The sequence below is a fragment of the Oceanicola sp. S124 genome, assembly GCF_000220565.1.
Taxonomy (GTDB): domain Bacteria; phylum Pseudomonadota; class Alphaproteobacteria; order Rhodobacterales; family Rhodobacteraceae; genus Pseudooceanicola.
Map to the genome: position 1 here is coordinate 1 of NZ_AFPM01000231.1, position 20,359 is coordinate 20,359.

The following is a 20,359-nucleotide window of genomic DNA, read 5'->3' on the forward strand; positions in this document are numbered from 1 at the left end:
TCGCCCGACGTTCGCCGGTCGCGATCCGGCGACCGCGGGCAGAGCCCCCATCTTTCGCCCGCCTCCGTCCCGCGACGAGGGGGACAGCGAACGCGTTTGCGTCCTTGCACGGGGGGCCGGCAGAGGCCTCGGCGTCCGGGGGGGAGGAACGGCGCGTCATGCTGCCTCAGGCCTCCGCCGCAACAAGGTCCTTGGTCATGAAGACCGACACCCCGTTGTCGGCGTAATCGCCGAAGACGCCACAGCGGGCAAAGCCGTTGGCCTCGTAGAGGCGGCAGGCCGCGGCCAGCGCCTCGGCGGTCTCGAGTTTCAGGCAGGTCAGCCCCTCGGCGGTGGCGGCCTGCTCGATCCGGGTCAGCAGGGCGCTGCCGACCCCCTTGCCGCGCGCCGCCTCGGTGACGAAGAAGCTCTTCACCTCGCCATAGCCCTGCTTGATCTGCAAGGCGCTGCAGCCAAGCGCCATGTCCCCCTCGCGGGCGACGAAGAAGCGGATCGAGGGCGCGCAGAGCGCCTCGTGGCTGAGAAAGTTGTTCTCTTCGGGATTGAACAGCGTCCGCATCAGCAGCTGCGAGGCATCCAGCAGGGCCGAGGCCTCGGGGTCGAGCGGGTTGGCGGGGGAGATCGTCAGCGTCATCAGGTCGTCCTGCAGTCTGCGCACCGGGTGTAGCCGGCGTGTCGGGAATGTCCGGGTACTTCACGAAGCGCGCGGGCCGAGGTCAAGACCCCGTCGCGCCCGCCCGCGCCCCCCCCATCCCGCCGCAACCGGCGGGAATTCGCAATATCTTGTGGAAAACGACCCAACCTTCCCCATATCATGCGTGGGTCTTGTTGACTCATCCTGCCCCGCTTCGCACCATTCCTGCCTAATACGGAATCACCGCAGGCAGGACGGGGAACCCCTCATTTGCACTTCTCACGGCTCAGACTGACCGGCTTCAAGAGCTTCGTCGATCCGACGGACCTGATGATCAACACCGGGCTGACCGGGGTCGTCGGGCCGAACGGCTGTGGCAAGTCGAACCTGCTGGAGGCGCTTCGCTGGGTCATGGGCGAGAACCGCCCGACCGCGATGCGCGGCGGAGGCATGGAGGACGTGATCTTCGCCGGTGCCGCCAGCCGCCCGGCGCGCAACTTCGCCGAGGTGACGCTGCATATCGACAACTCGGACCGGCTGGCGCCTGCGGGGTTCAACGACGAGGACCAGATCGAGATCGTCCGCCGGATCACCCGCGACGTGGGCAGCGCCTACAAGGCCAATGCCAAGGACGTGCGGGCGCGCGACGTGCAGATGCTCTTCGCAGATGCCTCGACCGGGGCGCACAGCCCGGCGCTGGTGCGGCAGGGCCAGATCTCGGAACTGATCAACGCCAAGCCGAAGAACCGGCGCCGCATCCTGGAAGAGGCGGCGGGGATCTCGGGCCTCTACCAGCGCCGCCACGAGGCCGAGCTGAAGCTGAAGGGCGCCGAGCAGAACCTGACCCGCGTCGATGACGTGATCGAACAGCTCGCCACCCAGCTGGCCTCGCTTGACCGTCAGGCGCGTCAGGCGGCCCGCTACCGCGCCATCGGGACCGAGCTGCGTCAGGCCGAGGGCATGTTGCTCTATCGTCGCTGGCGCGAGGCGGACGAGGCGCGCAATGCGGCGCTGGCGGCCTTCCGCGAGGCCTCGACCGCCGCGGCGGGCGCCGAGCGGGTGGCCCGCGAGGGATCGGCCACGCGCCAGCAGCTCGAGGACCAGCTGCCGCCGAAGCGCGAGGAAGAGGCGATCGCGGCGGCGGTCCTGCAGCGCCTGACCGTCCAGCGCGACAGCCTCGGTGCCGAGAAAGAGCGCGCCATGCAGCAGATCCTGACGCTGAAGAGCCGGATCGAGCAACTGGTGCGCGACCGCGAGCGCGAGGCGGGGCTGAACAAGGACGCCGGCGAGACCATCGAGCGGCTGGACTGGGAAGCGCGCGAGATCGCCAAGGCCCACGAGGGCCACGAGATGCGGCTGGCCGAGGCGGCGGAGCTTTCGGCGGAAGCGGGGTCAGTCCTGTCGGACCGCGAGGCCGATCTGGGCGAGCTGACCGAGGATGTCGCCCGTCTTGCCGCCCGCCACCAGTCGGCGCAGCGCCTGCTTGAGGACAGCCGAAAGGGCGTCGAACGCAGCGAGGCCGAGGCGCTGAAGGCCCGCGAGGCGGTGACCGAGGCGCGCGCGCGCACGGCAGAGGCCGACGAGGCCTTCGAGGCGGCGCAAGAGGGCGAGGAACTGGCCCGCGCCCGGGTCGAGGCCGCCGAAGAGGCCCAGGCCGAGGCCGAGGCCGCCCGTGCCGAGGCCCAGTCGGGCGAGGCCGATGCCCGTGCCGCGCGCTCTGCCGCCGAAGGCGAGGTCAAGGCGCTGCAGGCCGAGGTCGCGGCGCTGGCGCGGCTGGTGCAGCGCGATGCCTCGGAAGGGGCGCAGCTGCTGGATGACGTCCGGGTGGATCCCGGTTTCGAAAAGGCGCTTGGCGCGGCGCTGGCCGATGACCTGCGCGCGCCGGTGGTCGGCGGCGACATGGCCTCGGGCTGGGTCGACCTGCCGGGCTACGACGCGACGCAACCGCTGCCTGCGGGCACGGTGGCGCTGGCCGATCATGTCAGGGTGCCGGGCGTGCTGGCCCGCCGGATGAGCCAGATCGGCGTGGTCGGGTCCGGCGAGGGCGCTGCGCTGCAGGCCGCGCTGCGGCCCGGTCAGCGGCTGGTCAGCCGCGACGGCGATCTCTGGCGGTGGGATGGCTACCGGTCGGGCGCCGAGGATGCGCCCTCGGCCGCCGCGCTGCGGCTGGAACAGATGAACCGGCTGGAGGCCCTGCGCACCGATCTCGAGGCCGCCGAAGAGCGCGCCGAGGGCGCCCGCATGGCGCATGAGGACCTGGCCGAGGCCCTGTCGCGCGCCTCCGAGGCCGACAAGGCGGCCCGTCAGGCCCGGGCCGAGGCTGACCGCCAGCTGACCGAGGCCGCCCGCGCCCTGTCGCGCGCCGAGGCCGACCGAAGCCTGGCCGCCAGCCGGGTCGAAAGTCTGCTGCACGCGGTCAGCCGCCACGAGGAAGAGGCGCTGGAAGCCCGCGCCCGCCTGCGCGAGGCCGAGGCGGCGGTCGAGACGCTGGAGGATCTCGACGAGGCCCGCGCCGGCATCGAACAGCTGCGCATGGCGGTCGAGGCCGCGCGCATGGCGATGATGTCGCGCCGCGCGGCCCATGACGAGATCCGCCGCGAGGGCGACGCCCGCACCCGGCGCCGCCAGGAGGTCGCGAAAGAGGTCTCGGGCTGGCGGCACCGCCTGGAAAGCGCCGACCGCCGCATCGCCGAGCTGGACGAGCGCCGCGCCGAGGCCGAAGCGCAGCTGGAAGAGGCCCAGGCCGAGCCGGACGAGCTGGAGATGCAGCGCGAAGAGCTGACGGAGGCCATCGAAGAGGCCGAGGCCCGCCGCTCTGCTGCCGCCGATGCCCTGGCCGGCGCCGAGGCCGCCCTGCGCGAAGCCGTGGCGGGAGAGCGGGACGCCGAACGCACGGCTTCGGAAGCGCGCGAGGCCCGGGCCCGCGCCGAGGCCCGTGCCGAGGCCGCCGCCGAGGCCGTGACCCATGCCGCCGAACGCATCGGCGAGGTGCTGGAACAGACCCCGAAGCAGCTTCTGGAAACGCTGGACATGGGCGTCGAGGACATGCCGCCCTCGGACCAGGTCGAAGCGGATGTGAACCGCCTGAAGCGTCAGCGCGACAGCCTGGGCGCGGTGAACCTGCGCGCCGAGGAAGATGCCAAGGAGGTCCGCGAGGAACACGATACCCTGGTGGCCGAAAAGGCCGACCTCGAAGAGGCCATCCGCGCCCTCAGGAACGGCATTGCCGGCCTGAACCGCGAGGGTCGCGAGCGCCTGCTGACCGCCTTCGAGCAGGTGAACACCAACTTCTCGCTGCTCTTCCGCCACCTGTTCAACGGCGGCGAGGCCAACCTCGTGCTGGTCGAAAGCGAAGACCCTCTGGACGCCGGACTCGAGATCATGTGCCAGCCGCCGGGCAAGAAGCTGTCGACACTGTCGCTGCTCTCTGGCGGGGAACAGACCCTGACCGCCATGGCGCTGATCTTCGCGGTCTTCCTCGCCAACCCGGCGCCGATCTGCGTGCTCGACGAGGTCGACGCGCCGCTCGACGATGCCAACGTGACCCGCTTCTGCGACATGCTGGACGAGATGTGCCGCCGCACCGAGACCCGCTTCCTGATCATCACCCACCACGCGGTCACCATGGCCCGCATGGATCGCCTCTTCGGCGTGACGATGCAGGAGCAGGGGGTCAGCCAGCTGGTTTCCGTCGACCTCAAGAAGGCCGAACAGCTGGTCGCCTGATCTCGCTCGGAGTATCGTCCAGAGGTCGAACGCCCAGAGGATCATCGCCAGTCTGGCGATGGCCTCCGGCGGCAGTATTTTCAGCCGTCGGATAGATGCAAGGGGCCGCTTGTCCCATTCTGAGGCTGAAAATACTGCGGGGGAGGCCGCGTAGTGGGCGGGGGCAGAGCCCCCGCGACCTTTCCTTCTCCGACGACGCCCTGATGTCGGGCGCCAAAGGCCTTTTCCCGGCCCCTCGCGGGGCGGGGAAAGGCCGCCCCTAGAGACGGTTCAGCAGCGCGGCCGTCGGCCAGCCGTCCACCGGCAGGCCCAGCTCGCCCTGCACCGCGCGGACCGCCGCGCGCGTACCGGCGCCGAGGATGCCGTCGATCTCGCCCACGTCATGGCCGCGCGCCGCCAGCTTCTGTTGCAGCAGCTTCATCTGCGGGCCCTCCAGCCCCGGTGCCGGGTTGCCCGGATCGAAGACCGGCGCCCCTTCCAGCCGGGTGGCGAAATAGGCCGCGGTCAAGACGTAGGTGAAGCTCTGGTTCCACTCGAAGAGCACCGAGAAGTTCGGATAGGCGAGGAAGGCCGGCCCGTCCTTGCCCTGCGGCAGGATCAGCGAGGCCGGCTGATCGCCCAGCCAGGTGCCGGATCGCGGCGCGACGCCAAGGGCCTGCCAGTCACGCGGCGCGATCTGCGTGTCGAGACCCGCCCGGGACCAGTCCATGGAGGCGGGCACTGTCACCTCCTGCAGCCAGGGCTGACCCGGCGCCCAGCCGAGCGCGCGCAGCATCTTCGCGCCCGACATCAGCGCATCCGGCGCCGAGGTCTTCAGCCGCACATGGCCGTCGCCGTCGCCATCCACGCCGTTCTCGATGATGTCGGCGGGCAGCATCTGCACCTGGCCGATCTCTCCGGCCCAGGCGCCGGTGGTGGTGGCTGGATCGAAATCGCCCTGCTCGTAAAGCTCCAGCGCCGCGAAGACCTGGGGGCGGAACAACTCGGGACGGCGGCAGTCATGGGCCAGGGTGATCAGCGCATTGGCGGTGTTGAAGTCGCCCTGGTAGCCGCCGTAGTCGGTCTCGAAGGCCCAGAAGGCCAGCAGGATGCCACGCGGCACGCCCATCTCGTGCTCGATCCGGTCGAAGATCTTGGCATATTGCGCCGCCTTGGCCGTGCCGTTGTCGATGCGGTTCTGCGAGATCAGCCGCCGCGCGAAGCTGGTGAAGTCCAGCTGGAAAACCCCCTGCTTGCGGTCCGCCGCGATCACCGCCGGATCCTGGCGGGCCGAGGCGAAGAAGGCCGCGACCCGGTCGGGGGCATGGCCGCGCGCGATGGCCTCGGACTTCATCGCCTCGACGAAGGCGGGAAAGGAGCCGCCGCAGTCCTGGGCGAGCACGGGCAGGGGCGAGAGCAGCAGGGCCAGCGGCAGCAGCGCATGACGGATCGATTTGGGGCGGAACATCGGGGCTTCCTTCTTCGGTCTCCGGTCCAACCTAGCAGGGAAGCCCCGGCGGACAATGCCCCGACCAATGAGCCCCCCGACCAGCAGATCAGAGCATCGCGAGCAGCAGGCAGGCCGCCAGAAGCGCGCTCCAGAGACGCCAGAGCCAGGTGCAGGCGGCCTCGATCCGGCCCGGGCCGGGCTGGCGGTTGCCGGCGGGATGGACGAAGGGATAGTCGCGGATCTGCCCGTCGTAGCTGCGCGGCCCGGACAGGGCGACATCCAGCGCCCGGGCCATGGCGGCCTCTGGCCAGCCGGCATTCGGCGAGCGGTGGCGGCGGGCCTCGGCGACGATCGCCGACCAGTCCGACAGCCGCCCCGAGAGCGCCGCCAGCGCCAGCGCGGTCAGCCGCGCCGGGATCAGGTTCAGCAGGTCATCCAGCCGGGCGGCGGCCCAGCCGAAGTCTTCGTGCCGGGGTGTGCGGTAGCCGATCATGGAATCGGCAGTATTGACCAGCTTGTAGACCAGCATCCCCGGCAGGCCGGCGACGAGGAACCAGAAGGCCGGCGCCACCACCCCGTCCGAGGCGTTTTCGGCGCCGCTCTCGATGGCGGCGCGGGCCATGTCGGCGGGCTGCATGGCACGCGTGTCACGGCTGACGATACGGGCCACGGCACGGCGGCCCTCTCCGGGCGACATGCGCAGGCCAAGCGCCACGGCGCGCACGTGCTGGACCAGCGAGCGCTGCGCCAGCAGCACGGCGGCGACCAGCACCTGAGGCAGCCAGCCGAAGAGCGCGATGAACCAGCCCAGCCCCCAGCCCAGCAGGACCAGCCCGGCGACGAGGAGGATCCCTTTCAGGCGCCGGTCCCGGCCCTCGTTGAAACGCGCATCGGCGGCGCCGATCAGCCGCCCGGCAAGGACGGCGGGATGGGGCAGGCGATCCCACAGCCAGCGGGGCTCTCCGAAGCAGGCATCGAGGACCAGGGCCAGGGCCAGCATCAGGGCGGTGCTCATGACAGGGCCTCCGTCAGGCGGGTCCAGCCCTCGGGGCCGGGCAGACCCAGGCGCAGGGCATGGCGGGACCAGGGGAAGATGCGGCTCCAGATGCGGTGGCGCGCCAGGTGGTCCTGCATGCGGGCCGCATCGGGCACCTCGTAGAGACGGAACAGCGAGGTGCCGCCCGTCAGATCGGCCCCGGCGCCGGTCATCAGCGCATCGAGGCGGGCGGCATCGGCGGTCAGGCGGGCGCGGGTCTGCGCGGCCCAGGCGTGGTCGGCCAGCGCGGCGGTGCCGGCCGCCAGCGCAGGCCCCGAGACCGCCCAGGGGCCAAGCATCTCTTCCAGTCGCTGCAGCGGTTTCGCGGGGCCGATCACGAAGCCCAGGCGCAGCCCGGCGAGACCCCAGAACTTGCCGAAGCTCTTCAGCACCAGCAGGTCGAACCGCGGGCAGAGACCGACGTGGGACCGCTTGGGCGCGACGTCGCAGAAGCTTTCGTCGATGACGGTCAGGCCGTGCGGTGCCGGTGCCGGATGGAAGGCGCCCGTGGGGTTGTTGGGGTGTACCAGCACGAGGCCGCGCGCCGGGCCCTCTGCGCGAACCTGCCAGCGGTGGCGCTCGAAGGCGGCGGCGTGCTCGTTATAGGTGGGGGCAGGGATCTCGACGCTGGAGGGGGGCGCCAGCCGGGGGATCTGGGCGATGGCCGCCGAGGCGCCGGGCACGGGCAGGATGGCGGCTTCGTCCGGCACGTTCCAGAAGCGGCGGGCGGCGGCGATCAGCGCCTCGCGGGCACCGGCATCGGGCAGGTCGGTCCAGGCCTCCTGCGTCAGCGCGGGCAGAGGGTAGGGCACCGGGTTGATCCCGGTCGAGAGGTCAAGCCAGTCGGCACGGGTGCCGCCGAAGCGGGCGCATGCGGCGTCGATGTTGCCGCCATGGTCGCGAAGGCTCATGCGCGCGTCTCCACCGGGCCGGGCAGGGGCAGGCCCGGGGCACTTTGCATCAACGGCAGCGGCATCAACGGAAAGGGCATCGGCAAGGCAGCAGTCTCTCGTATTGCGGTGAGGCCCTTTCACCACAGGCGCACGGCTTTGCCAAATGGCAAAGCTCCGCCCGTCAGGCCCCGGCAATCGGCGGAAGCGTGCCTGCCATGAGGCCGTTTCGCGCCGAACTGGCGCCGGAGCGTTAACCGAGGCCTAATCGCGTTAATTGTTTGTTAGCACTTTGGGCTCAGACTTTAGTCGAATGAACGTGCCGGATCTGCTGCCCGAGGGGCCGCCGCCGGCCGGGAGCAGTATCTTGGGCAAGGTCGTCGACATCTCGGGCAAATGCCCGCATCCGCGCGAGGAACTCGCCGAGTGGAGCGCTGGACCCATCCACGCACTGATCGTCGAGAGCGAGCCGAACCTTGGCTGGCTGTGGAAACGGCATCTCGACCGTCTGGGCTGCGAAACATGCCTGGCCCACGGACAGGACGCCGCCATCGCCTATCTGCAACGGGTGCCCTTTGACGTGGTGGTCCTGGATCTCGTGCTCGAGCATGGCTCGGCCCTGGCAGTGTCGGATTTCGCCAGCTACCGCCAGCCCGAGGCGAAGGTGATCTTCGTCACCAACACCAGCTTCTTCTCTGACGGGTCGATCTTCCGCCACGCCGGCAATGCCTGCGCCATGATGCACAGCGATGCCCCGGCCACCGATCTGGCGGCGCTGGTCGAGCACTACGGCAAGGCGCCGAAGCTGGAAGCCGCCGTGCCGGACGCGCGCCACGGCGGCAAGTGAAGACATCGCCGCGCGCCCCGTGCGGGGCGCGCGGCGGTTCAGCCGCGCCCGTGCGGCGCCATCAGGTCGAGGTCCGGGGTGATCGGCACGATGCGGTGCGGATTGATCGTGTCATGGCTGAAGTAGTAGTGCCGCGTGATGTGGTCGAAGTTCACCGTCCCCGCCACGCCGGGCGCCTGGTAAAGCTCGCGGACATAGCCCCAGATGCTGGGGTAATCCACGATCCGCTTCAGGTTGCACTTGAAGTGCGTGTGATAGACCTTGTCAAAGCGGATCAGCGTGGTGAAAAGCCGCCAGTCGGCTTCGGTCAGCCGGTCTCCGGCGAGGTAGCGGTTCTCCGACAGGATGCCTTCGATCCAGTCCAGGCTTTCGAACAGCGGGGTCACCGCCGCGTCATAGGCCTGCTGGCTGGTGGCGAAACCGGCCTTGTAGACGCCGTTGTTGACGGTGTCGTAGATCCGCTCGTTCAGCGCGTCGATCTGCGGCAGCAGGGCCTCGGGGGCGTAATCGTCGGTGTTGCCGGTAATCCCGTCGAAGGCGCTGTTGAACATGCGGATGATCTCGGCGCTTTCGTTCGACACGATCTGCCCGGTCTGGCGATCCCAGAGAACCGGGACCGTGACGCGGGTCGTCAGACCGGGTTCGGCCTTCAGGTAGACCTCGCGCAGGTAGCGGAAACCAAAGAGGTCGTCCCCGGTGGCCGCGTCGAAGTCATCGCGGAACTCCCAGCCCTCTGACAGCATTTCGGGATGAACCACAGAGACGCCGATGTGCTCTTCGAGGCCCTTCAGGGCGCGGAAGATCAGCGCCCGATGTGCCCAGGGACAGGCGAGCGAGACATAGAGATGATAGCGCCCGCTCTCGGCCCTGAAGCCCTCCTTGCCGCTGGGGCCGGCGCGACCATCCGCGGTGATCCAGTTGCGGAACTGCGAGGCCTGACGCACGAACGTACCGCCCGTGCTCTTGGTGTCATACCACTTGTCTTTCCATTCTCCGTCGACGAGCAAACCCATGGTGCCCTCCTTCAATGCATGGCCCCGGATCGCGGGGCGTTGGGAAAGAGGTAGCGGGCAGGGGCAGTCTGGCAAAGGCCGATGTCTGCGCAGACCTCGTGCATCCCTGCACATGAGGCGCCTGCGATGACCTTCCCTGCGCGCTCGGACGAGGATCGCCTGTGGCGGATTTGCCCTGTCCCCGCTTTCGGACTTTGGTTAACTTGAACGCAAGACTTCCCGGGCCATCTTCGGGAGGTGCGATGCAGGGAGCTTCGGGAACATCATGACGACCTTTCTTCCGAAAGACCTCGAAGAGGGGCTGCAACAGGCCCGCAAATACCGCGCCCGCAAGGCCAGCCGGCTGCGGGTTGAGGCCGACGGCCAGAGCTTCCCGGTGCTGAACCGCTGGGAAAACGGCTTTTCGGTCGATGCCGACGTGGTGCCGCGCCTGCGCGGTCACGTGGAGCTGTTCGAAGGCAGCCGTTTCCTGGCCACCTGCCTGATCATCGCCTCCGAAGAGCTGGGCGGCGAAATGCGGTACGAGTTCAAGCGCGCCACGCCGGCGCGGGACAGTGCGCCGCTGGATTTCCAGAAGGACGCCGATGCGCCCGTGGCCCTTCTGGGGCCGGCCGCAGACTGACGGGCGCGACCAGGGCAAGATGACCTGCCCCGAAGCTGGCGGCCGCCTGCCGGTGCCGGCCGCCCAATGTGCCGTTTCTGACGGCCCGGGGACCAGCTGACCGTACTCGAAAGGCGCCGTGGTCGCAGGCATGGCCATGCAGGCCCTTGCGCCGGGTGACCCGTCGGACGACGGGTCCGCGCCGCCGGTTTCCCCGCCCCGGCCTCATCCTCTCTCCGCAGGGGGCCTCACCTCTTGGCGTGGTCGGCTGCCCGCCAGGCGGCCTTCACGCGTCGCCGGGCGTGCCGGCCCGCCACCTGATCCCCCCGGGCCGCAGGCAAATCCGCTGCGCCATGGCATCTGCATTATTAGAGAAAATGATCGTTCTCAGTAGTATCGCGGATTTGACATGCGGCGGGCCGCCTTGCATCCTGAGCCCGAGTGACGCCCCGCCAGGTGTCCGGTTCCGACCCGGAGGTAGAGGTCGGAAAGCAGGAAGGGGACGCCACGAAACCCTCCTGGGCCGGACGCCGAAAGGGGCGCGCCATTTGGGAGGATTGACATGACCATGATGAAAACGGCCCTGCGGGGGCTGACTGCCGTTGCAATGCTGGCCGGCACCACGCTTGCGGCCCAGGCCCAGGACGTGACCCTGAAGATGCACTATTTCCTGCCCGCGCAGGCGATCGTGCCGAAGATGGCGCTGAGCGTCTGGGCCGACAAGATCGAGGCCGAGAGCGACGGTCGCATCAAGATCCAGCAGTTCCCGGCGATGCAGCTTGGCGGCACCCCGCCCGAGCTGGCCGACCAGGTGATCGACGGCGTGGCCGACATCATCTGGACCCTGCCGGGCTACACCCCCGGCCGCTTCCCCTCGACCGAGGTCTTCGAGCTGCCCTTCATCGCGGCCGGCCCCGAGGCGACCTCCAAGGCGTTCTGGGAATTCACCGAAAACAACATGATGGATACCGAGTTCGAGGGCATCAAGATGCTGGGCCTCTGGGTGCATGGCCCCGGCGTGATCCACTCGGATGACCCGGTGACCTCGCCCGACGACCTCAACGGCGTCAAGCTGCGCGCGCCCTCGCGCGTGACCAACATGTACTTCGGCCGCCTCGGCGCGACGCCGATCGGCATGCCGGTGCCCGCCGTCCCCGAGGCGCTGTCGAAGGGCGTGATCGACGCCACGGTGATCCCGTGGGAGGTCACCACCTCGCTGAAGATCTCCGAGCTGGTCGAGAACCACACCGAGTTCCCGGGCGAGACGCTCTATGTCGCCACGATGTTCATGGGGATGAACCAGGCCAAGTACGACGCGCTGCCCGACGACCTGAAGGCGGTGATCGACAACAACTCGGGGCTCGAGTTCTCGGGCTTTGCCGGTGAGGTGATGGCGCAGGGCGACGAGATCGGCCGCCAGCTGGCCGTCGACGCGGGCAACAACATCATCGAGCTGACGCCTGAACAGATCGCCCCGTGGAAGGCCCCCGCCGCCGAGATCGAGGCGGAGTGGATCGAAGAGATGAACGGACGCGGACTTGACGGTGCCGCCATGGTCGAAGAGGCCAAGGCGCTGATCGCCAAGTACAGCGAGATGTAATCTGCCCCGTGGCACCCCGCCCGGGGTGCCGGTTGCGCGGGCGCCGGGAGGCGGCCCGCGACTGCCTCAAACCCCGCCCCCGGGCCGCACCCGGGGGCGCCTCCCCCGGAGAGATTTCTTGCGACTTTATCCACTCTTCCTGTGGCTTGCGCGGATCATGGCGATCCTCGGCGGGCTGGTCCTGACCATCTTGGTCCTGCTGACGGTGGTCTCGGTGACCGGTCGAGCCCTGAACGGCCTGCTGCATCTGGGCTGGGTCGAGGCCCTGGCCGGGCCACTGGCTCAGCGCCTGCTGGACGCGGGCCTGGGCCCGATCACCGGCGACTTCGAGCTGGTCGAGGCGGGCATCGCCTTCACCATCTTCGCCTTCCTGCCGCTGGCCCAGATCAGCGGCGCCCATGCCACGGTCGACATCTTCACCTCGGCCCTGCCCGAGGGCATCAACCGCGCCCTGATCGCCTTCTGGGAAGTCGTCTTCGCCGCCGTGCTGATCGTCATCGCCTGGCGGCTCTACGAGGGCATGCAGGGCAAGATGCGCTACAACGAGACAACCTTCCTGTTGCAGTTCCCGGTCTGGTGGGCCTTCGCGGCCTCCTTCGCCGCCGCCTGCGTGGCCGGCACCGTCAGCACCTACACGGCCCTTGCACGGATCGTCGAACTGGTCAGCGGCCGCGTGCTGCTGCCGAGCCAGGAAGGGGCGGAGCATTGAGCGATTTTGCCATCGGGATGTGGTCCTTCCCCGTCCTCCTGCTGCTGATCTTCCTGCGCATGCCCATCGGTCTGGCGATGTTCGCCATGGGCTTCGCGGGGCTGACCTGGGTCTCGGGCGGCACCACCGTGGTGCTGTCCAAGCTGAAACTTGAAACCTATTCGACCTTCTCCAGCTACTCGCTGTCGATCGTGCCGATGTTCCTGCTGATGGGCCATTTCGCCACCCTCGGCGGGATGAGCCAGGCGCTGTTCCGCGCCGCTGAGGCCTTCCTGGGCCATCGCAAGGGCGGCGTGGCCATGGCCGCCGTCGGCGCCTGCGCCGGCTTCGGCTCGATCTGCGGCAGTTCGCTGGCCACCGCCGCCACGATGAGCCAGGTCGCCCTGCCAGAGCTGAAGCGGCACGGCTACTCGGGCGGCTTCGCCACCGCCACATTGGCGGCGGGCGGCACACTGGGCATCCTGATCCCGCCCTCGGTGATCCTGGTCATCTATGCCATCCTGACCGAGCAGAACATCGCCAAGCTGTTCATGGCGGCCTTCGTGCCCGGCATCCTCGCGGCGGCGGGCTACATGATCACCATCATGATCTACGCCCGGCTGCACCCCGAGGCATCGGGCCATCGCGACCCGATGCCCTGGCCCGAACGCCTGCGCGCCCTTGTCGATGTCTGGCCGGTGCTGCTGGTCTTCCTGGCGGTGGTCGGGGGCATCTACCTCGGCGTCTTCACCCCCACCGAGGGGGCGGCCGTCGGCGCCTTCGGCACCGGGCTGATCGCGCTGGTCAACGGCGGGTTGCGCGGCCGCGCCTGGCTGGAGAGCTTCTATTCCACCGCGCGCTCGACCGCGATGATCTTCTTCATCGTGCTCGGCGCGGGCTTCTACAACGGCTTCCTGGCGCTGACACAGGTCCCGCAGGAGCTGTCGCTCTGGGTCACCTCGCAGGGCTTCAGCCCCTGGATGGTGCTGGTGATGATCCTGCTGCTCTACCTCGTCATGGGCTGCGTGATGGACTCGCTGTCGATGATCCTGCTGACCATCCCGATCTTCTGGCCGATCATCTCGGCGCTGGATTTCGGCATGAGCACCGAAGAGGTGGCGATCTGGTTCGGCATCATCGTGCTGATCGTGGTCGAGGTCGGGCTGATCACGCCTCCGGTGGGGATGAACCTCTTCGTCATCAACTCGATGGATCGCGAGACCCCGATTTCGCACACATACCGGGCGGTCATGTACTTCGTTGCCTCGGATCTGGTGCGCGTCACGCTGCTGGTGCTCTTCCCGTCGATCTCGCTGTTCCTGCTGCGGATCTTCCACTAGGCAGGCGCACGTCGGACCCTTTCGCGGGTCCGGCGGGGCTTTCTCGGGCGGTCGGCTCACCCTAGGGTAGGCCCCGGGGGAAAGACCGCGGAGGGCAGGATGACGGCCGGAACCGAGAGCAGGGGCACCGACCATGAGGCCGGCAGCGCACCGCTGTCGCTGCGCGGGCTGGTCGGCCCGGCGCTTAAGCGGGCCCATCACCTGCTGCATTCCGAGGCCGGGCGCTGCCTGGAGCCTTTGGGGCTGCGCGGCGCGACCTATGCCGCGCTGTCTGTGATCTGCGACCGGCCGGGGTTGCGGCAAGGGGAGCTGGCCGGGGTGCTCTCGGCCGAGCGGTCGAACACGGTGGGTACCGTCGAGGCGTTGGAGGCCGCCGGCTGGATCGAGCGGCGACGGATCGAGGGGGACCGGCGGGTCTGGACGCTGCTGCCGACCGAGGCGGGCCGCAGCCTCTGCCGCCGGGCCGATGCGCTGATGCAGGCGCAGGAAGACCGCATGCTGGCCGCACTTCCCCCGCGCGACCGCGCGCGCCTCATCACCCTGCTCGAGCGGATCGCGCCGCCCGAGGGCTGAGCCCGGATTTCCCGCGAGGATTCGCCGCGGGGATGCTATGCTGCCCCAAGGTAAACCCTGCAGGGAGGCTGGAATGGGCGGCGTGACGATCCTGATAGGCACCGGCAAGGGGGCCTTCCTGCTGGACGGCGACGCCGGGCGCAGCGGCTGGAAGGTGTCCGGGCCCTTCTGCGACGGCTGGCCGATCAACCATGTGATCGGCGATCCCGAAAGCGGGCGGATCTGGGCCGGAGGCGGGGGCGATTGGTGCGGTGCCGGGGTCTGGTGCTCGGAGGACGGCGGCAAGAGCTGGGCCTGCGCGCGCATGACGAAGGGGCAGATGGACGACTGGGCCGCCAATGACGCGGGCTTTGCCGAGATGATCGGCTGGACGGAGACGCCGCTGCCTTTCGGAACGGACTTCAGCCAGGTCTGGTCGCTGCACTACGCCCACGGGGTGCTCTATGCCGGGACCAAGCCGGCGCAGCTTCTGGCCAGCCGCGACCACGGCAAGACCTGGGAAAAGGTCGAGGGGCTGACCGACCATCCCTCTGCCGGCAGCTGGCAGCCCGGAGGGGCAGGGCTGACCCTGCACACCATCGTTTCGCACCCCACCGACCCGGCGCGGAGCTGGCTGGGGATCTCGGCCGCCGGGGTCTTTGCCACCGAGGATGGCGGCGCCACCTGGGAGCGGCGCAACCGGCTGTCCAACGCCGATGTCTGCGCCCACCACCACCATCCCGCCGGGCCGAAGGACGGCGAGGTCGGGCACTGTGTCCACAACATGATGCGCGCGCCCGGCGGGGGAGAGCGGCTTTACCAGCAGAACCACGAGGGCGCCTGGCGGTCCGAAGATGGCGGGCGCAGCTGGGATGATATCTCGGCGGGACTGCCCTCGGCCTTCGGGTTTCCGGTGCGGGTGCATCCGCGCGACCCGGATACGCTGTGGTGTTTCCCGCTGAACGGCGACATGGCGGGGCGCTTCCCGCCCGAGGCCGCCGCCGCCGTCTGGCGCTCGCGCGATGCCGGCGCCACCTGGGAAGGGCTGCGCGAGGGGCTGCCGCAAGAGGGCTGCTTCTTCACCGTGCTGCGCCAGGCCATGGCCGGGGACAGCCGCGATCCGGCCGGGATCTACTTCGGCACCAACTCGGGCTCTGTCTTCGGCAGTTTCGACGAGGGGGACAGCTGGCACGAGATCGCCCGCCACCTGCCCACCATCCTAGCCATCGAGGCGCTGGACCGGCCCTGAGCGGCCCCGTGCCGGTCCCCGGGCCTGAGCCTCAGCGCAGCGGCAGGTCGAGGATCTGGCGCGCCTGCTGCCAGGTCGCGACGGGCCGCTCGTACTTCTCGCAAAGCGCGGTGACCCGCTGGACCAGTGCCGCGTTCGAGGGCGCGAGGGTGGTCTTGTCGAGGCGGATGTTGTCCTCGAGCCCGCAGCGCGCGTGGCCGCCGGTCTCGACCACCCATTCGTTCAGCGTCAGCTGCTGCGCGCCGATCCCGGCAGCACACCATTCGCTGTCCGGCAGCAGCCGGGCCATGGTCGCGCGGTAATAGTCGAAGACATCGCGGTCGACCGGCATGGCGTTCTTCACCCCCATGACGAACTGCACGTAGGGAGATTTCTCCAGCCGCCCGTCGGCGTACATCTTCGCCGCCTGGTGGATGTGGCTCAGGTCGAAGGCCTCGATCTCGGGGCGCACACCGTGGGTCTTCATCTCTGCGGCCAGCCAGTCGACCAGATCCGGCGGGTTCTCGTAGACCCGGGTCGGGAAATTGTTCGACCCGACCGAGAGCGAGGCCATGTCGGGCGCCAGCGGCAGCATCCCGCCCCGCGTCTGCCCGGCCCCCGACCGCCCGCCGGTGGAAAACTGGATGATCATGCCGGGGCAGTGCTTTTCCAGTCCTTCCTTCAGGGCGGCGAATTTCTCGGGGTCGGAGCTGGGCGTCTCGTCGTCGTTGCGCACATGGGCGTGGACGATCGAGGCGCCGGCCTCGAAGGCCTCCTGGGTCGACTCCACCTGTTCCGCGACCGAGATCGGGACGGCGGGATTGTCGCTCTTGCGGGGCAGCGAGCCGGTGATGGCGACGCAGATGATGCAGGGTTTGGGATCCATGGGCGCAGTAATGACCTGCCTGCCGGGGCTGTCAACAGGCGCGCCTCACGCCCGTGTCACGCAGGCGTGATGCCCTGTTTTAGAACCGAACGCGAAACCCGCCCGTACCCCCGGTTAACCAGCCAGCAAGGAGGCTGACTGGGTACAACTGGAGGAATATGAGAATGACCCGCAAGATTGCCCTGACCGCCGCCCTGATCGCCGGCACCGCAACCGCCGCCTTCGCCGCCGACAACCCGATGGTTGGCGGAGCCCCGATGATGGCGGACATGACCATCGTCGAGAACGCCTCGGCCGCGCCCAACCTGACCACCCTGGTCGCCGCCGTCCAGGCTGCAGGCCTTGTCGACACCCTGGCCAGCGAGGGCCCGTTCACCGTCTTCGCGCCGACCAATGACGCCTTCGGCATGATCAAGGAAGACAGCCTGAACGCGCTGCTGATGGAAGAGAACAAGGACCAGCTGACGCAGATCCTGACCTGCCACGTGGTCGCGACCGAGGCCTTCTCGACCGATATCGCCGGCATGATCGCCGATGACGGCGGCTCTCACATGGTGCCCACCGTCGGCGGCTGCATGCTGAAGGCCTACATGGAAGGCGACGAGCTGAAGCTGGAAGACGAGAATGGCCGCGTCGCAACCGTGACCATCGCCGATGTCGACCAGTCGAACGGCGTCGTGCATGTGATCGACCGCGTGATCCTGCCCTCCGGCCAGGCGGGCTGATCCGCGCGGTACATGTAAAGAGTGACGTTTTGAGTCGGAACGGGCTGCCCTTCGGGTGGCCCGTTTCCATTTCGGGCTCTCTTCCCCCTGCCGGGCGGGTCCCTCACCCTGGGCAGATCCTCCGCCTTGGTGTCGCTGTTCGAGCGGTCCGGCGCTGCCCCCGGACTGGTTCCGGTTCTGGCCTAGTTCGGCATGTAGGAGATGTATTGCACCGGCACCCACCCCTGTCGCGGTGCGCTGACCACGCGGCGGACCTGGGCGCCGCAGACCTCGCGGTTGTGGCCGTAGACGATGCCGGCCCAGGGGCCGCGATATTCAAAGACAAGGAAGGTGTCGCCATGGCTCAGCTCTTGCCGTGTGCGGTAGACCTCGCCGGGGCCGGTCCGGATGGGCAGGCCGCCCCCGGGGCCGGGCCCCTCGCCCAGGAAGACCGCCGGCTCGCAGTTGCGGGCCGCGTCGCGGGGCAGTTCGTGGATCGCCACGTCCGGCGGCCCGGAAAGCCCCTCGATGTGGACGCGCGGCACGAGGATGCCGAGCGCGCCGCCGAGGATAAGCGCGCCGAGGATCAGGCCTAGTCGGATCTGGAACTGCATCACACCCTCCGGGCGGAGTCGCCGCCGGACCTTTTGCCTATGCCCGCACCGCCCGGTGAAGTCACCTGAATTGCCCGGAGAATTTTAGTCGCATCGCCCTTGCCCGGCCTGCCTCGGGCCGTCCCGATCCGATGTGCGCTTTTCGCTTCTGGCCGGGCCGGGGCGGGTGTAGGGATCGGGCATGACCGAGTTTCTGCACCTTCCCGGCCCCGTGGGCCTGAGTGCGCTGGCCTGGGGGGCGATCTTCGCGGTGGCGCTGATTGCCGGGCTGGTGAAGGGCATGGTGGGCTTTGCCATGCCTATGATCATGATTTCCGGCCTCGGCAGCTTCGTCGGGCCGGACTGGGCGCTGGCCGGGCTGATCCTGCCGACCCTGGCGACCAACGGCTGGCAGGCGCTGCGCCAGGGGCCGGGCGCCGCCTGGCAGGTGGTGAAGCGCTTCCGGGTCTTCCTCGGCGTGGCCTTCGTCATGCTGATGCTCTCGGCCCAGCTGGTACGGGTGCTGCCGCAACAGGTGATCCTGCTGATGATCGGCGGGCCCATCGTGCTGTTCGCGCTGACCCAGCTGACGGGCCGGGCGCTGACCCTGGCGCAGCCGCCGAAGCGCGGCGTCGAACTGGCGGTGGCCAGCTTCGCGGGCTTCATCGGCGGCTTCTCGGGCGTCTGGGGGCCGCCGACCGTGGCCTATCTGACCGCCCTCGACACCCCCAAGACCGAGCAGGTCCGGGTGCAGGGCGTGATCTACGGGCTGGGCGCCGTGGCCCTCTTGGGCGCGCATTTCGGCTCTGGCGTGCTGCGGGCCGAGACGCTGCCCTTCTCGGTGGTCATGGTGCCGGTGGCGCTGGCGGGCATGGCCCTGGGCTTCCGCCTTCAGGACCGCATCGACCAGGCCACCTTCCGCCGCGCCACGCTGGTGGTGCTGCTGGTTGCCGGCCTCAACCTGCTGCGCCGGGCGTTGCTTTCCTAGGCGCGCGCCGGGCGCGCGGGCTGCGCGGTGCCACCTTGGCCTCGATGTGCTGGATCACCAGGGTGGCGATCTCCTTGCGCGAGGTCTTCTCGATCCCTTCCAGCCCGGGCGAGGAGTTGACCTCGAGCACCTTCGGGCCGTCGTCACCGCGCAGCATGTCGACCCCGGCGAGGTCCAGCTTCATCGCGCGGGCGGCGCGCACCGCCGTATCCCGTTCCGCCTTCGAGATCCGCACCGTTTCTGCGGTGCCACCCTGATGCAGGTTCGAGCGGAAGTCGTCCGGCGCGCCGCGCCGGCGCATCGCGGCCACGACCTTGCCGCCGACGACCAGGCAGCGGATGTCCTCGCCTGCGGCCTCCTTGACGAAGCTCTGAACGAGGAAGTCGGCCTTCAGGCCGCGGAAGGCCGAGATCACCGTCTCGGCGGCTTTCTTGGTCTCGGCCAGGACCACACCCTTGCCCTGCGTCGATTCGAGCAGCTTCAGCACCAGGGGCGCGCCGCCGACCAGCTGGATCAGGTTCGAGCTGTCCTTGGGCGAGCGGGCGAAGGCGGTTGTCGGCATGCCGATGTGATGGCGGGCCAGAACCTGGTGGGCATAGAGCTTGTCGCGCGACATGGCGATGCCCTCCGAGCCGGCGAGGCAATAGGTGCCCAGGGACTCGAACTGGCGCACCACGGCAGTGCCGTAGGAGGTGATCGAGGCGCCGATGCGCGGGATCACCGCGTCATAGTGGGGCAGGCGGCGGCCATCGTAATGGACCTCGGCGCCGACGGCGGAAATGTTCATGTAGCAGCGCGAGGTGTCGATCACCTCCAGCGTATGGCCACGCGCCTCGGCCGCTTCGATCAGCCGGCGGGTCGAGTAGTTGTCGGGCTCACGGGTGAGCACCGCAAGCCGCAGCGCGCGACGGTGCTGCTTCAGGCGCGGGGTGCTGCGGTAGGCCTCGAAGGAGAGCTCGGGCTGCTGGTAGCTCTGCGTCGGCGAGACGATCATGTCCTCGGCAATGGCCGAGCGGCCGAGCAGCATGCGGTAGGCCATGGCGCCGCGATCGGTCAGCGTCACTTCCAGCGGCCAGCGCCGGTCGCCCATGGCGACCTCGGTTTCGATGACGAAGCGCAACTCGGTCTCGCCATTTGACGAGGTGACCTCGCGGCGGTCCTTCAGCGGTGCCGAGCAGATGATTTCCAGGTCCGGGTCGGCGGGATCGGGATGGATGGCGAACCGCACCATGGGCTTGTCGGACGAGCCGAAGGGCTCGATGGCGAAGGCGTGCAGCGCCGAGGTCTTGGCGCCGGTGTCCACCTTGGCGCGGATCGCGGGCAGGCCGAGGCCGGGAAGGGAAAGCCATTCTTCCCAGCCGAGTGTGAATTGCGCCATGACGGGTCCTTCTGAATGCGCCGATGGAATCGGTTGTCGCTGCACTTCGTAACAGGCGCCTTAAAGGACGGACCCCGCCGGGCGCAATGGGGGGCAGCCGATTGCCGCTGCCGGTTCACTGGGCTGCGTCTTCGGGGTCTGCCCGGTCGGCGCGGGGCGCGCGGGTGGCGCCGGAAAGCGCTGCCATGGTGGCGCATGGTGCCTGGCCCAGGCGGGGTGGGGGGCG

The 20,359-nt window shown here is 69.1% G+C and carries 18 protein-coding genes; 10 read left to right on the forward strand and 8 right to left on the reverse strand.

Going from position 1 to position 20,359, the window contains the following annotated elements; all coding sequences use genetic code 11:
* Positions 1-166: 166 nt before the first annotated feature.
* Entirely contained in the window at positions 167-634 is a 468-nt protein-coding gene (locus tag OS124_RS0115945) for a GNAT family N-acetyltransferase (RefSeq protein ID WP_010140787.1), read from the reverse strand.
* Positions 635-904: 270 nt separating this feature from the next.
* Here OS124_RS0115945 and smc point away from each other — a divergent pair, with 270 nt between their 5' ends.
* Positions 905-4,360, forward strand: coding sequence for a chromosome segregation protein SMC (smc, locus tag OS124_RS0115950; RefSeq protein ID WP_010140788.1), 3,456 nt, complete (start codon positions 905-907; stop codon positions 4,358-4,360).
* Positions 4,361-4,619: 259 nt separating this feature from the next.
* Here smc and OS124_RS0115955 read toward each other — a convergent pair whose 3' ends face one another.
* From OS124_RS0115955 to OS124_RS0115965, 3 genes are all read right to left on the reverse strand, one after another.
* Complete coding sequence (locus OS124_RS0115955; RefSeq protein WP_010140789.1) at positions 4,620-5,807, reverse strand: lytic murein transglycosylase; 1,188 nt, start codon at positions 5,805-5,807, stop codon at positions 4,620-4,622.
* An 88-nt stretch (positions 5,808-5,895) separates the two neighbouring features.
* Positions 5,896-6,804: an adenosylcobinamide-phosphate synthase CbiB gene (cbiB, locus tag OS124_RS0115960; RefSeq protein WP_010140790.1), complete on the reverse strand. Its 909-nt coding sequence runs from the start codon at positions 6,802-6,804 to the stop codon at positions 5,896-5,898.
* The gene (locus OS124_RS0115965; RefSeq protein ID WP_010140791.1) at positions 6,801-7,736 is read right to left on the reverse strand and encodes a threonine-phosphate decarboxylase; all 936 of its coding nucleotides are present in this window, start codon (positions 7,734-7,736) and stop codon (positions 6,801-6,803) included. Before OS124_RS0115965 ends, cbiB begins: the two co-directional genes overlap by 4 nt.
* A gap of 346 nt (positions 7,737-8,082) precedes the next feature.
* On the opposite strand from OS124_RS0115965, the gene OS124_RS24935 reads away from it, so the two are divergent.
* The gene (locus OS124_RS24935; protein ID WP_337459428.1) at positions 8,083-8,562 is read left to right on the forward strand and encodes a response regulator transcription factor; all 480 of its coding nucleotides are present in this window, start codon (positions 8,083-8,085) and stop codon (positions 8,560-8,562) included.
* Positions 8,563-8,600: 38 nt separating this feature from the next.
* On the opposite strand, the gene OS124_RS0115975 is transcribed toward OS124_RS24935, so the two are convergent.
* On the reverse strand, positions 8,601-9,575 hold the full coding sequence (locus OS124_RS0115975; RefSeq protein WP_010140794.1) for a glutathione S-transferase family protein: 975 nt from the start codon (positions 9,573-9,575) through the stop codon (positions 8,601-8,603).
* A 265-nt stretch (positions 9,576-9,840) separates the two neighbouring features.
* On the opposite strand from OS124_RS0115975, the gene OS124_RS0115980 reads away from it, so the two are divergent.
* The 6 genes from OS124_RS0115980 to OS124_RS0116005 all read left to right on the forward strand — a co-directional run bounded on the left by OS124_RS0115980 (position 9,841) and on the right by OS124_RS0116005 (position 15,605).
* On the forward strand, positions 9,841-10,197 hold the full coding sequence (locus tag OS124_RS0115980) for a hypothetical protein (RefSeq protein ID WP_010140795.1): 357 nt from the start codon (positions 9,841-9,843) through the stop codon (positions 10,195-10,197).
* Positions 10,198-10,738: 541 nt separating this feature from the next.
* Complete coding sequence (locus OS124_RS0115985) at positions 10,739-11,776, forward strand: TRAP transporter substrate-binding protein (RefSeq protein ID WP_010140796.1); 1,038 nt, start codon at positions 10,739-10,741, stop codon at positions 11,774-11,776.
* 118 nt (positions 11,777-11,894) lie between these two features.
* Complete coding sequence (locus OS124_RS0115990) at positions 11,895-12,485, forward strand: TRAP transporter small permease subunit (RefSeq protein WP_010140797.1); 591 nt, start codon at positions 11,895-11,897, stop codon at positions 12,483-12,485.
* Positions 12,482-13,804, forward strand: a complete 1,323-nt coding sequence (locus OS124_RS0115995; protein ID WP_010140798.1) for a TRAP transporter large permease — start codon at positions 12,482-12,484, stop codon at positions 13,802-13,804. The genes OS124_RS0115990 and OS124_RS0115995 overlap by 4 nt, the downstream gene beginning before the upstream one ends.
* 99 nt (positions 13,805-13,903) lie before the next feature.
* Positions 13,904-14,377 (forward strand): MarR family winged helix-turn-helix transcriptional regulator, encoded by a 474-nt coding sequence (locus tag OS124_RS24940; RefSeq protein ID WP_010140799.1) that lies wholly within the window; start codon positions 13,904-13,906, stop codon positions 14,375-14,377.
* A 73-nt stretch (positions 14,378-14,450) separates the two neighbouring features.
* Positions 14,451-15,605, forward strand: a complete 1,155-nt coding sequence (locus OS124_RS0116005) for a WD40/YVTN/BNR-like repeat-containing protein (RefSeq protein WP_010140800.1) — start codon at positions 14,451-14,453, stop codon at positions 15,603-15,605.
* Positions 15,606-15,636: 31 nt separating this feature from the next.
* On the opposite strand, the gene OS124_RS0116010 is transcribed toward OS124_RS0116005, so the two are convergent.
* Positions 15,637-16,470 carry a 3-keto-5-aminohexanoate cleavage protein gene (locus tag OS124_RS0116010; RefSeq protein ID WP_010140801.1) on the reverse strand — a complete coding sequence of 278 codons (834 nt, stop codon included), beginning with the start codon at positions 16,468-16,470 and terminating at the stop codon, positions 15,637-15,639.
* Between the two features lie 164 nt (positions 16,471-16,634).
* Here OS124_RS0116010 and OS124_RS0116015 point away from each other — a divergent pair, with 164 nt between their 5' ends.
* On the forward strand, positions 16,635-17,195 hold the full coding sequence (locus OS124_RS0116015) for a fasciclin domain-containing protein (RefSeq protein ID WP_010140802.1): 561 nt from the start codon (positions 16,635-16,637) through the stop codon (positions 17,193-17,195).
* A 182-nt stretch (positions 17,196-17,377) separates the two neighbouring features.
* On the opposite strand, the gene OS124_RS0116020 is transcribed toward OS124_RS0116015, so the two are convergent.
* Positions 17,378-17,788, reverse strand: coding sequence for a hypothetical protein (locus tag OS124_RS0116020; RefSeq protein WP_010140803.1), 411 nt, complete (start codon positions 17,786-17,788; stop codon positions 17,378-17,380).
* Between the two features lie 181 nt (positions 17,789-17,969).
* Here OS124_RS0116020 and OS124_RS0116025 point away from each other — a divergent pair, with 181 nt between their 5' ends.
* Complete coding sequence (locus tag OS124_RS0116025; RefSeq protein WP_010140804.1) at positions 17,970-18,755, forward strand: sulfite exporter TauE/SafE family protein; 786 nt, start codon at positions 17,970-17,972, stop codon at positions 18,753-18,755.
* Here OS124_RS0116025 and rimK read toward each other — a convergent pair.
* Complete coding sequence (rimK, locus tag OS124_RS0116030) at positions 18,724-20,133, reverse strand: 30S ribosomal protein S6--L-glutamate ligase (RefSeq protein WP_010140805.1); 1,410 nt, start codon at positions 20,131-20,133, stop codon at positions 18,724-18,726. The genes OS124_RS0116025 and rimK overlap by 32 nt on opposite strands.
* Positions 20,134-20,359 lie beyond the last annotated feature (226 nt).